The organism is Gemmatimonadaceae bacterium (assembly GCA_019752115.1).
Taxonomy (GTDB): domain Bacteria; phylum Gemmatimonadota; class Gemmatimonadetes; order Gemmatimonadales; family Gemmatimonadaceae; genus Gemmatimonas.
The window spans coordinates 48022-62866 of record JAIEMN010000008.1; the positions used below are offsets into that span (position 1 = coordinate 48022).

Annotated in this window: 12 protein-coding genes; all 12 read right to left on the reverse strand. The window is 67.9% G+C overall.

Annotation, left to right across the window (positions count from 1 at the left end; all coding sequences use genetic code 11):
• Window positions 1-18 precede the first annotated feature (18 nt).
• On the reverse strand, window positions 19-2454 hold the full coding sequence (locus K2R93_04085; GenBank protein MBY0488997.1) for a YfhO family protein: 2436 nt from the start codon (window positions 2452-2454) through the stop codon (window positions 19-21).
• Between the two features lie 41 nt (window positions 2455-2495).
• A complete protein-coding gene (locus K2R93_04090; GenBank protein MBY0488998.1) occupies window positions 2496-3476 on the reverse strand; it encodes a flippase-like domain-containing protein in 981 nt (326 codons plus the stop codon).
• Window positions 3473-4669 carry a glycosyltransferase gene (locus K2R93_04095; GenBank protein ID MBY0488999.1) on the reverse strand — a complete coding sequence of 399 codons (1197 nt, stop codon included), beginning with the start codon at window positions 4667-4669 and terminating at the stop codon, window positions 3473-3475. The genes K2R93_04090 and K2R93_04095 overlap by 4 nt, the downstream gene beginning before the upstream one ends.
• A gap of 13 nt (window positions 4670-4682) precedes the next feature.
• Complete coding sequence (locus K2R93_04100) at window positions 4683-5699, reverse strand: glycosyltransferase (protein MBY0489000.1); 1017 nt, start codon at window positions 5697-5699, stop codon at window positions 4683-4685.
• Between the two features lie 67 nt (window positions 5700-5766).
• Window positions 5767-7266 (reverse strand): RNA polymerase factor sigma-54, encoded by a 1500-nt coding sequence (gene rpoN / locus K2R93_04105; protein MBY0489001.1) that lies wholly within the window; start codon window positions 7264-7266, stop codon window positions 5767-5769.
• Entirely contained in the window at window positions 7263-8111 is an 849-nt protein-coding gene (gene lptB, locus K2R93_04110; GenBank protein ID MBY0489002.1) for an LPS export ABC transporter ATP-binding protein, read from the reverse strand. The genes rpoN and lptB overlap by 4 nt, the downstream gene beginning before the upstream one ends.
• Window positions 8112-8464: 353 nt before the next feature.
• The gene (locus K2R93_04115; GenBank protein MBY0489003.1) at window positions 8465-10183 is read right to left on the reverse strand and encodes a hypothetical protein; all 1719 of its coding nucleotides are present in this window, start codon (window positions 10181-10183) and stop codon (window positions 8465-8467) included.
• On the reverse strand, window positions 10180-10740 hold the full coding sequence (gene lptC, locus K2R93_04120) for an LPS export ABC transporter periplasmic protein LptC (protein MBY0489004.1): 561 nt from the start codon (window positions 10738-10740) through the stop codon (window positions 10180-10182). Before lptC ends, K2R93_04115 begins: the two co-directional genes overlap by 4 nt.
• Entirely contained in the window at window positions 10740-11774 is a 1035-nt protein-coding gene (locus tag K2R93_04125; protein ID MBY0489005.1) for a KpsF/GutQ family sugar-phosphate isomerase, read from the reverse strand. Before K2R93_04125 ends, lptC begins: the two co-directional genes overlap by 1 nt.
• On the reverse strand, window positions 11699-12331 hold the full coding sequence (locus tag K2R93_04130) for an HAD hydrolase family protein (GenBank protein MBY0489006.1): 633 nt from the start codon (window positions 12329-12331) through the stop codon (window positions 11699-11701). The genes K2R93_04125 and K2R93_04130 overlap by 76 nt, the downstream gene beginning before the upstream one ends.
• Complete coding sequence (gene kdsA / locus K2R93_04135; GenBank protein MBY0489007.1) at window positions 12331-13164, reverse strand: 3-deoxy-8-phosphooctulonate synthase; 834 nt, start codon at window positions 13162-13164, stop codon at window positions 12331-12333. Before kdsA ends, K2R93_04130 begins: the two co-directional genes overlap by 1 nt.
• Window positions 13161-14843: a CTP synthase gene (locus K2R93_04140; GenBank protein ID MBY0489008.1), complete on the reverse strand. Its 1683-nt coding sequence runs from the start codon at window positions 14841-14843 to the stop codon at window positions 13161-13163. The genes kdsA and K2R93_04140 overlap by 4 nt, the downstream gene beginning before the upstream one ends.
• Window positions 14844-14845: the final 2 nt, after the last annotated feature.

Consider the following 14845-nt stretch of genomic DNA (forward strand, 5'->3'; position numbering starts at 1 on the left):
CGCATCATCGGGCGACCGTCAGGCGGCGGCCGCAGCAGCGGCCGGGGTGGCGGGGGGCGTTGGAACAGACCGTCTATCGAGCATCAGACCAAGAATCCACCAGAGTACAGAGAGGCCAAGCGCCAGCAGTGTAAGCAGTTTGCCGGTTTCATACGGCGCGCTTGTGAAGTACAGCGTCACCTTCTTGGCGCCCGTCGGCAGCTCGAGGCCCATGAGGGTGAAGTCTACTCGGGAGACCGGGACCGGCTTGTCGTCCACAGTCGCCGTCCAGCCGGGATAGAAGTTTTCGGACACCACCAACGCGCTTCCGGCCGGCGCCGGGCCGTCGAGTTCGAGCTCAATGCGTCCGGGCTCATAGCGGCTCGCCGTCACACCGAACGGGACCGGCTCCGGGAGCGGCGAGTTCACCGGCTGGGCGGCCACGTTGGCACTCGAGTCAAAGATCGCCACGCGGCGCACGTCGAACAGCGGGTTGAGCACCGTGGCCTTGGCGGTCGCATCGTCGAGCTTCACCTTCATCGGCGCGAGCCAGGCCACGGGGTGCTCGCCGGGGAGCTCGTACAGATAGGTCATGGTACCGGCCGCATTCCGCACCGGACCGGCCACGAGTTTGGCGCCCTGGAACGGAAGCCCCGGCGCGTTGGTGTAGAAGAACCGCGCGTTGACGAGCGACCAGAAGTTCGGATTGGCAACCGACTGGAAGCCTTCGGTCTTCCCGTATAGCTCCTGATAGCGGCCGAGCTCATTGCCGTGGTAGCCCAGCACGCCGCGAATCTGATGGTGCATCAGCGCGTCGCCCAGGACGAACGGATCGTGAGGCGCCATGTTCTCACCGAGCGGAAGTGCAATGACACGGCTCGGTTGCGGCTGCTTCTTGAGAAACCGGATGATGTCGTCTTCCGCATAGAGCTGGCTCGCCGGCGCGGAGAACGTCCAGTAGTGGCGCTCGATACTCCACAGGTCGAGCGCCACCAAGGCGGTCAGCAGCCAGCCGGCACGCGCCCCCGTGAGTCGGCCGCGGGCGATCGCGAGCATGAGGCCAGCGGCCACGAAGACCACCGCCGCCGAACGCCAAGCGCCCAGCACCACGTTCGTGGCATTCGCCTCGATCGCATCACCGCGCGCGTCGCCCAGCAGCGCCATCGCGATATTGGTGAAGCCCCCCGCCGTGGCCATGCCGGCGACCAGCAGGGCGAACAGCCCCCAGCCGATCGCGTAGCGGGTGGTCCCCTTCCCCGCCAAGACGCGCTCGGCGCCGAACGACGCCAGCACCGCGCAGGCGAAGGCGGACACATACAGAATGGTGCTCGGGGCCCGGAAGAACTTGCTCCCGGGGACGATGGCGTAGACCAGCTGATAGAACGGCGTGTTGCCCCCCCACGCCCACAGCAGCGAGACGATCAGGGCGCCGAGCCAGAACCAGACATGCCCACGGTGCCGGTTGAGGAGGCCGCCCCCGAAGGCAAAGAGCGCGAGGATCAGGACGCTGGCCCCGATGTACTCGCTGTGGAAATGGATGCCGTTGCGCCCCCAGTAGTGCTCCAGAATGCCAGAGAACTGGGGGAGGTACATGTTGATCGTTTCCTCGAGTGGAAACGAAAAGCTGGTGGCGTAGTCGTACCCCTTGCCGCCGGCGCGTGGCGACCAGGCGACGTACTCGCGAACCGGGAGGTACTGGATGGCGCCGATGAGGGCACCCAGGACCACCGCCAGCAGGGCGAGTCCGAGCCGCGGGAACCGCGGGGCCTGATCGGCCACCGGACCGTCGTCGGTGGAGACGGACGCTGGCCGCAGGGCGAGGAAGAGCGCGTAGGCCCCGCTGGTCAGCAGCAGGTACTGCAGCAGCTGCGGGTGGGGGGAGAGCACGCCCAACCCCACGACGACGGCCAGCGCCCCCCAGGCGCCGCGCCGCCCATCGCGGAGGCCGCGGGTCAGGGCCCAGAGGGCCGCGGGCAGCAAGGCGCTGACGAACAGCTTGCCGTCGTGTCCGGGCGACGCATACGACGCGACCGCGCCGCTCAGGAGATACGCGACCGCACCCACGCAGGCGGCGTGGAACCGCACGCCGGCTGCGCGCAGAAAGCCGTAGGTAAAGATGCCGGCCAGCATCATGTGGAGCACGAAGCCCCAGGTCATCGCGACGTCCGTCGGCAGGATCAGTCGCAGGAGGAACGTCGGATAGAAGATGTCGCCGTGCATGGCCGCGACATACGGCATCCCGCCGAACTGGTAGGGGTTCCAGAGGGGAAAGCCCTGGCCCTCGCGCAGCGAGCGGGCGGCGAACTCTCGGAACGAGTAGCCCGCGATGTACTGGTCGGAATTCGGATTGACCAGAAAGGCCCCGCCCAACGCGGGCCACGCCAGCAGCAGGGTGGCAAGTACGCAGACGCCGGCGGCCACCAGAAACGGCTGTTTCGGGGCTGCGGGGGGCGTCGGTGCGTCAGGTCGGGCCATGAAGGAGTCGGTGTCGGGAGGCGCGACTCCGGGACCGGCGATCAGCCGGGGCGACGGAGCACCGCGCGTTGCCTGGGCGTCAGCAGCAGCAAGCCGATGACCCCGGGCAGAATCTCGAGGATAGTGATCCATACCCGTGAACTCAGCGCAAGGATCGCTGCGTCACCTTTTCCGGCCATGCCGAGTGCCACGAGCAGCGCGACGAGCGCGGTTTCGCGAAAGCCCAGTCCACCGGGGGAAAACAGAACCAGATATCCAATGAGATACGAAGCCGTGTAAACTGCGACGAACGCGCTGGGATCGCCACTGACGCCCGGCGTCACGCCCCGGGAAAAGCACCAGAACGCTGCGCCATATCCCACCCACGAGGCAGCATTGATGGCGGTGGCGGTCCACACGGCGGCCGGTGCGAGATGCTGTTCCGCGGCCGGCAAGCCGCGCCACGTGGCCAAGCGATCGAGAAGGCGTGGCAGCACGAACGGCAGCGCCGCCACCCCGATCAGGAACAGCGCCGAGGCGACAAGCGCGACCGGCTGGAGCCCCGGTCGCACGGCGTTGAGCGCCGGTGCCCCCGCGAGCGCCGTAATACCGAACCCGGCGCCGATGTTGAGGAGGGTGCCAAGGAGCGCCGCACCGGCCGCCGCGATGCCCGAGACGCCTTCATCCTCGGCCATCATCCCCATCGCGCCGACCTGCCACACCTTCCCCGGGATCCACTTCCCGAGGTTGGCGATCGTCCAGATCTGCACCGCGCGCCCGTACCCGAGCGACCCGCCCCATCCGGCGAGCAGCATGCGCCAGCTTTGCACCAGCGTGGCATGGGTTGCGAGCACGAGGCCCGAGCCGAGCAGCACGTAGCCCCAGTGAATGGTCAGCTGACGTGCCGAGGCGGCGATCTCCGTCTGCAGGTCGCGCCATTGCGCCGAGAACCCCCAGGCGAGGGAGACGAACGCGACGGCGAGCAGGGCGAGCCGAAACGCCGGATGTCGCCACCAGGCGATGGACTGCGGCGCGCGGTTCATGACGTGGCCTCGGCGTACAGCGCGAGGTAACGCGCAGCCACCGCGTCGGGGGTAAAGCGCGACTGGACAAAGACGCGCCCCTGCAGGCCGGCCTGCACACAGGCGGCGGGATCGTGCAGCAGACGCGCGAGCGCGGTGGCCAGCGCGGCCCGGTCACCGGCCGTGACCAGCGTCCCGCCATGCTCGGGGCGCACGACATCGAGCAGCCCGCCTTCCGCATAGGCGACCACGGGGGTGCCGGAGAGTTGGGCCTCCACGGCGACCAAGCCGAGCCCTTCGTTGCGCGAGGGCATCGCCACGACGGCGGCTTCGCGATAGCGCGCGACCAGCATCGACGGCGTGAGCACGCCGAGCCACGTGAGGCGATCCGTGAGCCCGAGGCGCGCCGCCTGCTGTTCGAGCGCCGTTCGATCGGGGCCCTCGCCGACAATCGTGAGGCGTTCGGTGGCGAGGCGCGCATCGGCCATCGCCTCCAGCAAGTCGGCGAGCCCCTTCTGCGCATTCAGGCGGCCGACAAACAACACGCCGTGTCGCGCGTCGTCATCGGCGTGATCGGCGAAGAGGCGGTCGTCCACCGGCATGGGCGCGATCGCAATCTTCGCGGCCGGGGCGATGCGATGCGCGGCATCTGCCAGCCACGAGGACACCGCGGTCGAGACCCGCGCCGAGGTCAGCACCGCGCGCATGAGCGGATGCGCCACCGGCTTCTTCTCGGCGAGACGCACGTCCGAGCCGTGCATCGTGATGACGAGCGGCGTCTCGGCGGGGAGTGCTCCCTTGAGCGCGAGTGCCGCCGGAAACCACCAGTGCGCATGCACCACGGTGTACGGGTCACCCGCCGTCGCGGCCGCGCGCAGCGCGTGCTGCGTGGCGCGGCGCAGGTGCCACAGCAGTTGCAGCAGCGCGAAGCGGCCGCTCCAGCTCCCCTGCACCGCTTCCGCCATGGTGCCGGTGTAGGCGAGCGTCATGCGCGCGTCGCTGGCATAGCGCACGCGGTCGATGCGGACCCCTTCGAGGGTGTCGTGGGGGGCGAGCCCTGGGGCACCGGGGGCGATGATGTCGACGCGCGCGCCAGCGGCCTGCAGTGCTACCGCGAGCCGCAGCACGAACGAACCGGCGATATCACCGGCCGCGCGAGGCACGTTGTGCGTAACGAAGAGGATACGCGGAGCGGTGCGCCCGGGCGTCCGCATCAGCGTCTCCGCATCAGCGCGGGTCGACGGTGCCGGCGTCGAGGCTGTCCGCGTCGGCGGCGCGCGTGGCCAGCTCGTCGAGTTCGCGGCGCAGTTCGCGCATCTCGGCGCGCTGCTGCGCGATCTGCTCGCCGAGCAGCCCCGTGGCAAAGAAGACGGAGCCGAGGAGCAGACACGTCTGGATGAGCGTCCAGACCCAGCGCTGCCCTTCGCCGGTCGCAGCGAGCCACCCGAGCGCGGTGATGCCGGCGAGGAAGCCCACGCCGAAGAGCGCGGCGCCGAGCATGCCGAAGGCCAGCAACGGCTTCTGGCCAAAGCGCAGCTCGAACCACACCGCGACCATGTCGAGCACGCCCACCGGAATGCGCGACAGGCCGAACTTGGAGCGGCCGCTGTGTCGCGGGTAGAGCGGGATCGGGACTTCGGTGACCGTGAAGCCCTGCGCGGCGGCCATGACGATCATGTAGCGGTGGAAGTCGGGGCGCATGGGCAGCGCCGCCATGATCTCCCGCCGATAGGCCTTCACGTTGTTCAGGTCGCGCACCGGCACGTGAAAGAGTGTGCGACTCAGGCCGTTGTAGATGCGCGATACGAAGGCCTTCTCGTACTTCCCCTGCTTGTAGCCGGTGACCATGTCCGACTCACCGGCCAGGATGGGCCCCACCAGGCTCGGGATATCTTCCGGCTTGAACTGCAGATCGGCCGGGTAGAAGACGAGCACCTGCCCCTGGGCGTGGAGATAGCCCGTGCGCAGCGCCTCGGCGATGCCGCGCTGGGCGCGATGGCGCACCGGGCGGAGGAAGTCGAAGCGCGTGCGGAGCTGCTGCAGCAGCGCCCAGCTGCCGTCGGTCGAGCCATCGTCCACGACCACCACTTCGTAGCGGGCGGACTGCGCGCGGATCATCGCCTCGCACAGCTCGAGGAAGAGCGCGAGGTTCCCCGCCTCATCCTTGGCGGGGACCAGCACGCTCACGTCGACGAGGGGCGCCTGCGGCTGACGGGGCGTAGTGCGGAGGGGTCGGGTACTCACGGCCATGCAGAAGGGTACACGGTCGCGGCGGGCTCCGCGACTGCGGCGCCCGCGCGGACGCCGCCCGTCAGACGCGCTTGCGCATCCGGGCGGGGAGGACGCCCAGCTGGTCGCGATACTTGGCCACCGTACGACGCGCGATGTTGACGCCGGTCTGCTGGAGGATCTCGACGATCGCCTGGTCGGTCAGCGGGTTCTTGGCGTCCTCGCCGGAGACCAGCTTCTGGATCTGGTCCTTGATCCCGCGGGCGGAGACGTCGTCGCCATCGGCCGTGGAGAGGCCGGAGGAGAAGAAGAACTTGAGCGGCAGCACGCCCCGTGGCGTCTGGACGAACTTCTCGTTCGTGACGCGGCTGACGGTGCTTTCGTGCATGCCGACGGCTTCGGCCACTTCGCGCAGGGTGAGCGGGCGCAGCGCCTGCACGCCACGCTCGAAGAAGTCCTTCTGCCGATCGACGATGTAATGCATGACCTTGAGCATCGTCTGCCGACGCTGCTCGATGGCCTGAATCATCCAGTTCGCCGAGTTGAGCTTGCTGGCGATGAAATCCTTGCTCTCCGCGTCGTACTTCTTCTTGTCGCGCGCGATTTCCTGATAGGTGCGCGAGAGCTTGAGGCGCGGCAGATTGCCGTCGTTCAGGAAGATGTGGTAATGCCCTTCGATCTTCTCGACGACGAGGTCGGGGATGATGTAGTTGTCGCTGCCGGCGCTGAAGCGGAGGCCCGGGCGCGGATCGAGCTTGGCGATTTCGTCGGCGGCGCCCTGCACGTCCTGCGCGGAAATACCAAAGCGCTTGGAGAGCTCGCTCCACCGATGGGCGATGAGCTCCTCGAACGCCTCTTCCACGAGGCGATACGCGAGCGACTCCCGCTGACCGGCGGCACGGAGCTGCAGCAGCAGGCATTCGCGCAGATCCCGCGCGCCGACGCCCGGCGGATCGAGATCCTGAATGATCTGCAGCATCTGCAGAATCTCGGCGTCGGTAAAGACCGGCACCGTGCCGTCGATGTCGCGTTCTTCGGCTTCCTTTTGCAGCAGCTCGTTCACGCCGCGCTGGATTTCTTCCAGCGAGCAGGCGAGCCAGCCGTCGTCGTTGATGTTCCCGACGAATTCCTCGGCGAGAAACGCCTGACGCGGCGACAGCTCGAGGAGCGAGAGCTGCTCCGTGAGGTGGTCGCCCAGATCGCGGGAATCGACGGTGACGGGCTCGTACCACTCCCGCTGCTCGTGCTCTTCGCGCTGGCCCCCGGTTTCGAAGCCATCGAGCAGCACGGCTTCCCAGTCGACGTCGTCGTCGCCCGTCTTCTCGGGCTCGGCGGCGGCTTCCGAGGTGGTTTCCGGCTCGGCCAGATCCTCCGGTTCCGACGACTCCTCCGCATCGGGGCTGTCGTCGTCGTCCTCCTCGGGCTCGACGAGCTCGAGGAAGGGATTGGTGAGCAGCTCCTGCTTGAGGTGCTGCTGGAGGTCGAGCAGGGGCATGTAGAGCAAATCCATCGCCTGATACAGGCGTGGATTGACCTTGAGCTCCTGTCGGAGTCCGGCGTGTTGCTGGAGACCTGTCTTCATTCGGTCAGCACTCCCTCGTCTGCTTCGGCGAAGCGTCGGCGGAGTCGGGCCGCCAGGGTGGGCCCGAGATAATCCTCCGCGACGGAATCGTCGAAGACGAGTTCACGAACTGTACCGGAGACCTTCACCTGCCCCTCGAACATGATGTACGCCCGATCGACGATGTCGAGGGTCTGTTCGACGTTGTGGTCGCTGATGAGCACGCCGATGCCACGGTGGCGGAGGTCCGCCACGATGGTCTGAATATCGTGGACCGCGATCGGGTCCACGCCGGCGAACGGCTCATCGAGCATCATGAACTTGGGTTGCGTGACCAGAGCGCGGGTGATCTCGAGACGGCGACGTTCGCCGCCCGAGAGTTGATAGGCCTTGCTCTTGCGCAGGTGCTTGATGCTGAGTTCGTCCAGCAGGGTCTCCAGACGCGCCTTCCGCTCCTCGGCGGAGATGGGCAACGTCTCGAGGACCGCCAAAATATTCTGTTCGACCGTCAGCTTACGGAAGATTGACGGCTCCTGTGAAAGGTAACCGATCCCCTGCCGTGCGCGGCGGTACATGGGCATGTCGGTGATGTCGTTGCCATCCAAGCGGATACGCCCGGCCTGGGGAGCAATCAACCCGACCAGCATATAGAACGTGGTGGTCTTGCCGGCGCCGTTCGGTCCCAGGAGCCCGACGATCTCACCCTGCGCCACGCGGAGGGCGACGTCGTTCACGACCCGGCGGCCCTTGTAGATCTTCACGAGGCCGTCGGCGCTGAGGACCGAGGCTGGCGCGGCGGCCGACGTGGAGGCGGGGGTCGGGGACGGCCGCCGATGCTCGCCCGTGGCCCGAAGCTGCCGTGCCACTTCGGCACGTTGGGCCTGCAGGGCCGGCCAGACGGCGGCGGTAAAGCGGACCGTGGCCTCGGGGGGCAACGGAGGGCTGGCGGGCGCCTCGATCAGCCCAGTGGCAGCCAGCCGCGGCAGCACCGCCGCCGCCAGATGGCTGCGGACTTCGTCGGGCGACGGACGCTGCGCATCGGCGAGGTCGGCGAGATATCGGGCGACCAGCGCCTGCACCGGCGCGGCGCCGTTGGCGTCGGCAGCGTCGAGCATCGCCTGCACCATGGCGGCGAGCGCACGGTCCCCGTGCACCGCCCGGGCGACCAGGGCCAGGACGCCGGCGTCGTCAGTGGGTGGGGCGAACGAGTCGGGATGGCTCATGGGCGTCGGGACCGGAAAGCGACCAGCGCGAGCGGCGGCAGGGCTGCGTCAATGGGGGTGGGCGGTTTGGCGGGTGGCTTGGCGGGGGCCTTGGCCGGCGGGGCTTTCCCCTTCGGCGCGTTCTTCCCCCCCTTCTTCGCCGCCTCGGCGGCCTTGGACAGGCTGTCCCTGACCGCCGCCGAATCCACCACGGTACTGTCTTCGGGCTCGAGATAGATGCCCGAGGCCTGCTGATCGACCCGCACCGTGCGGACCGCCCCGGTATCGAAATTGACCCAGATGCGCAGGCCGCGCACGTAGTTGATCGACGGTCGCGCCTCGCGCCCCTTGTTGCTCGCCATGTGAAAGAGCGAGGAGGCGTTCCCGATGGCGCGGATCTCCTTGATCGGCGGCCCCTTCACGGTGTCCTTCATCGCCGTTTCGGAGCTGTCGAAGTACGCGAAGATGCTGTCGCCGCGCAGCACGTCCTTCTCGGGCGACTTGATCTTGGTGGAGTCCACGGCGCCGACGGCCTTGGCGCCCCCGATGGCGTGCACCTCACGGGCGACCTTGTCGACCATGCGGATGCGCAGCGAATCGGCCTCGACATCCTGTTGCGGCGTCTTGGCCTTCGCGCGGCCCTTGCCGAAGGCGAAGGCTTCGGTGAGCTGCTGATTCTTGAGCCGGAGATCGATGATCTCGGCGTCGAGCTGCATGTCGTCGGTGGTCGCGTGGCCAATGTGGCGCGCGATCACGCGGTCGAGCTGGCGATTCTGACTGTACAAATCGATGGTGTCGCCGTTCAGCGTGAAGCGCCGCGCGGAATCGTTGTTCACGATGCGCGCGCCACGCATGAGGCGCGACTTCTCGGTGACCTTGTCGAAGAGCGAGCTGTCGGCGCGGCCGACGAGGCGCTCGCGCTGGATCACCACTTCGCCCCACGCATACAGCAGCGAGTCGCCGGCGTCTTCGAAGCGATTGGCGGTGATGGAGGTCGGCGGCCCGGGCTTGCCGGTGACGCTGTCCTTCTCGATGAGCGTGGCCGTGGAGCGCATCGGTGCGACGAGGCGGGCCACCGGCCGTTCGGCGGTCGCCCGGTAGTACTCCATGCTCTGGCCGGTGAACGTGCTGCCCGATTCGAGCCCGGTGGCGATCACGCCGCCATCGGCGAAGAGCCGCCCTTCGCGGGTGAAGTAGATCGCGTGCGTGGCCCGCACCTGCATCTTCTTCGGCTCTTCATACACGACGTTGCCAAAGAGATTGATGATGCCGGGACCTTCGAACTGCTCGGCGCTGTCGGCGCGCAGCTTGTTGTCCTCGCCCTGACAACGGCCCACGAACCCACCACCGATGAACGTGTTCGACACGCCTTCGCTGATGCGCTGGTAGAGCAGCCGGTTGTCGGGCGGGGACTCGGCCATGTCCAGCAAACAGTTCTTGCTGGCGGGGGCCGGCTTCTTCTTGGGGACCGGCTTGGAATCCACCTTCTTGGTGGAGTCGGCCGCGGGCGCCTTGGCGCTGTCCGACTTGGGCGCGGCCGGCGTGCTCGTGTCCTTGGGCGCCGCGGCAGTCTCCGGCTTGGCGGGCGCCACCGGCGGCTGCGGCGCGGGGGCCTTGCCACCGGCGCTCCCGCCACCACGGCAGGCCGCCGCGACGAGCAGTGCGATCGCGCTCAGACGCCACAGCGCCGCGGTGCGGCGTGTCGGCGTGGCGAGCGGCGCGTGACGATCGGTCACTTCGTGGGTACCTGCACCGCGCCAGTAAACTTGCACGACTTCAGGCACTTGGACGTCGTCATCTTCGGATCGCTTTCGAAGCCGATGCCCGTCATGGTCCGCTTCGGCTCATTGAGCGTGAACGCCGAATCGGTGAAGAACTGATTGCGCTGCTGATCGTAGACCAACTGCGGCGTGCTGAGCCGCTTGCCATCTTCGCGCACGACCACAACGTTGCCGCGCACTTCCAGGCGCTGCAGCCGCTGGTTGTACGTGCCCCACTTGGCGGTCATCACGCCGTCCTTGGCTCCGGTGGTGGTGTAAAACGTCATATTCACCGGATACAAGACAAGGCGCGTGCCATCCTCGTACGTGAGCGCGGTATCGCTCAAGAGCTCGCCCTTGTTGACGCCGCGGTCCGTCAGGACGACCCGGGTGCCGAAGGCGATCGTTTCCGCCGAGTCGGGGATCGTCAGCCGCTTGGGGGCGACGCCTGCTGTCTTCTTCTGGGGACACGCGGCGGCCCCCAGCAGGGACACGGCGGCCACCGCCATCGTCACGACCTGTGCGCGCCGCATCACACCGCTCCCGCGCGCATGAGGTCATGCAGATGAACGACCCCGACGAGCGTTCCGCTCGCGGAGGTCACCGGCATCGCCATGATGCCATGCGTTTCCATGCGATGCACCACCGCACTCCCCAATTCGTGCTCCTGCGCCAGGCGCGGCGACGTGGTCATGACGGAGGCCACGGGAACCGTGAGCACATCCTGGTGGCGCTCCAGCAGACGCGTGAGATCGCCAGCGGTGACGACCCCGGAGACGCGCTCCTGTTCCACCACGATGGCAATGCCCCGGCGCTCGGCGAGCAGCACCACGGCCTCGCGCATCGTGGCCGACTTCGGCAGCACGGGCAGCCGTTCGGTTTCCATAACGTCACTCACGCGCGTCAACAGCTTGCGGCCAAGGGCTCCACCGGGATGCAGGCGCGCAAAGTCTTCGGCACGGAATCCCTTCTCGGCCATGAGCGCCACCGCCAGCGCGTCGCCCAGCGCCAGCGTGACGGTCGTGCTGGTGGTCGGGGCGAGATCGTGTGGGCACGCCTCCTCCTTCACCAGCAGATCGAGCGTGACATCGGTGAGGCGCGCGAGCCGCGACTCGGGGCCGGCGGTCATGGCGATCATCTTGACCCCCATGCGCGCGAGCGCCTCGATCAGCCCGAGCAGTTCGTCGCTCTCGCCACTCTTCGAAATGAGAATGGCGACGTCATCCGGGCCCACGATGCCAAGGTCGCCGTGCAGGCTCTCCACCGGGTGGAGAAACATGGCCGGCGTGCCCGTACTCGTGAACGTCGCCGCCATCTTGCGGCCCACGAGCCCCGACTTGCCGACGCCGGCGACGATCACGCGCCCGCGACAACCCGCCAGCAATTGCACCGCGGTGACGAACGAGGCGCCAAGCGCCTGCTCCACGTTGCGCAGCGCCTCCGCCTCGAGCGCAAGGACGCGCTGACCGCGCGCGATGATCTCGGCCTGGCTCACTGACGCACCTCCGTCACCACATCGCCATCCACGCTGCGACTCGCGACATACCGCTCCACCGCATCGATCCATTCGCCCCGCGCGTGCAGCAGTGCCTCGGCAAATTCGCGTACCGCCCCGCGCCCGCCCGTCCTGGCGAGCTGCAGATGGGCCGCGCGGGCGACCTCGGCGACGCAGTTGCCCACGGCCACGGGGAGCCCCACTGCGCGCAGCACCGCCAGATCGGGCAGGTCGTCGCCCACGAACGCGACCTCGTCGAGCGTCATGCCCCATTCGTCGCAGAGTCGCCGCAGCGCGGGCAGCTTGCGCGCGTGCGGATCCTGGATGCACGCATCCACCCGCAGCTCCCGACCGCGCGTGGCCACGCTTTCGGACACGCGCCCGGTGATGATCACGACCTTGAGTCCGCACTCGCGCAGCATCGCCATCCCGAGACCGTCCTGGATGTCGTAGCGCTTGAGCTCGAATGGCAGCCACGCCTCGTCATGGCGCGTGCTGCCGAGGTAGACGCCGCCGTCGGTGAGGACGCCGTCCACATCGAAGCCGACCACCTTGATGCGCTTGGCCACCGCGGGCTCGATCCGCGGTGCATACACCGTGAGCGGCGCGAGGCCGTCAGCGTCCATCATCACCGGACCGTCCGATCCCAGATATCCACCGCGCGCGCGAGGAGATCCGGCAGCTCGGCCAGCGGGATCATGTTGGGGCCATCGCTCGGCGCCGTATCGGGCGTGGGATGGGTCTCGAGAAAGAGCCCCTGCGCTCCGGCCGCGATGGCGGCGAAGGTGAGCGGCGGAATGAACTCCCGCGCGCCACCGCTGGCGCCCCCCTGCCCCTTCCCCGGCTGCTGCACGCTGTGCGTCGCGTCGAAGATCACCGGAACGCCGCACGCCTCACGCATGCGCGCGAAGCTCCGCATGTCCACCACGAGGTCGCCGTAGCCGAAGAAGGTGCCGCGCTCGGTGACCGCGAGCGCGCCGACGTCTTTCCCGGCGAGGGTGGCCCCCGCTTCGACTTTGCGGACGGCGCCGCGCATGCCTTCGGGGTGCAGGAACTGCCCCTTCTTCACGTTGACCGCTCGCCCGGTCGCGCCTGCGGCCAGCAGGAGATCGGTCTGGCGGCAGAGGAAGGCCGGGATCTGCAGGACGTCGCAGACCTGCCCGGCGGCCGCACACTGCCCGGCCTCGTGCACGTCCGTCAGGATGGGCAGGCCGGTCGCCGCGCGCACGCGGTCGAGGGCGGCGAGGCCGGCGTCGATGCCGGGGCCGCGGACACCATCGATGTTGGAGCGATTGGCCTTGTCGAAGCTGGCCTTGAAGATCACCCCGCCCGGCACATGCTCGGCGAGGCGCGCGAGCGCCTCACCGACCCGCAGGTTGAGTGCATCGTCTTCGAGCTGACACGGACCGGCGATCAGGAACAACCGATCGCCGGGAAAATGCGACGCAGACACGAGGCTCACTGGTTCACGTGGGCAAGTGCCGGCGCCGGCGCGTGCGTGGCCGCGGCACTGCGCCGCCGGCGATCGGCGGCGGCAACGAACGCCGCGAACAGCGGATGCGGACGCAGCGGGCGCGACTGCAGCTCGGGGTGGAACTGGCAGCCAACAAAGTGCGGATGCGTGTCGGCCGGCAACTCGATCATCTCGACGAGCGAGTCATCGGGCGAGAGGCCGCTGAGGCGCATGCCATTCTTCTCGAACGCTTCGCGATAGCGGTTGCTGACTTCGTAGCGGTGGCGGTGCCGCTCGCTCACCTCGGGCTGGCCGTAGATCTCCGCCGCCTTCGAGCCACGCTGCAGGCGGCAGGGGTACGCGCCAAGGCGCATCGTGCCCCCCTTGTCGGTCACTTCGCGCTGCGAATCCATGAGCGAGATCACCGGATTGCTGCACTCCGGCGCAAACTCACTGGAGTGGCTGTCGCCCAGCTGGAGCACGTGGCGGGCGAACTCGATGATGGCGACCTGCATGCCGAGGCAGATGCCGAAGAACGGCAGCTGCATCTCCCGCGCGGCCCGGATCGCTTCGACCATGCCTTCCACACCGCGTACGCCGAAGCCGCCGGGCACGAGCAGCCCGTGGTACTGCGACAGGATCTCCCGCGCGCGCTCGGCCGACGTGAACAGATCGCTCGACGTCCACGCGAGCTCCACCCCGACGTCGTTGGCGATGCCGCCGTGGATGAGCGCTTCCTGCACGCTCTTGTAGCTGTCCACGTAATCGGTGTACTTGCCGACGACGCAGATCTTGACCTTTTCCCGCGGATGCGTGATGCGCTGCACCATGGTGCGCCACGCGCCGAGATCGGGAGTGTTGGCCGTGAGGCGCAGACGCTCCATGACGCGCTCGGCAAAGCCCTGCTGCTCGAAGACGAGCGGGATCTCGTAGATCGTGGGCACGTCGGGGCTTTCGATCACCGCGCCAAAGTCCACGTTGCAGAAGAGCGCAATCTTGCGCTTCACATCATCCTGCAACGGCTTTTCGCTGCGGCAGATCAGGAAGTCGGGCTGGATACCGATCTCCATGAGCTCGCGTACCGAGTGCTGCGTGGGCTTGGTCTTCACCTCGCCGGCCGCGGCGATGTACGGCACCAGGGTGAGGTGCACGAACAGCGCGTTCTCCTTGCCGACTTCCCGACGGAACTGGCGGATGGCTTCGAGGAACGGCAGCGACTCGATGTCACCGACCGTGCCGCCGATCTCGACGAGCACGACATCGTTGCCCGGCGCGATGCGCTTGACGGCGTTCTTGATCTCGTCGGTGATGTGCGGGATGACCTGCACCGTGGAGCCAAGGTATTCCCCGCGGCGTTCCTTGGTGATCACGTTCGAGTAGATCCGCCCGGTCGTGATGTTGTTGGCCTGCGACAGCGGGCGATCGAGGAAGCGCTCGTAGTGGCCGAGATCGAGGTCCGTCTCGGCGCCGTCATCGGTCACGAAGACTTCGCCGTGCTGGAACGGCGACATCGTGCCGGGGTCGACGTTGAGGTACGGATCAAGCTTCATCATCGTGACGCGGAATCCGCGCTCGACGAGCAGGCGTCCGAGCGACGCCGCAGCGATGCCCTTGCCGAGGGAGGACACGACGCCACCGGTCACGAAGATGTACTTCGGCGTGGAGGCCTGGCCCGGCGTGAGTGGCATGG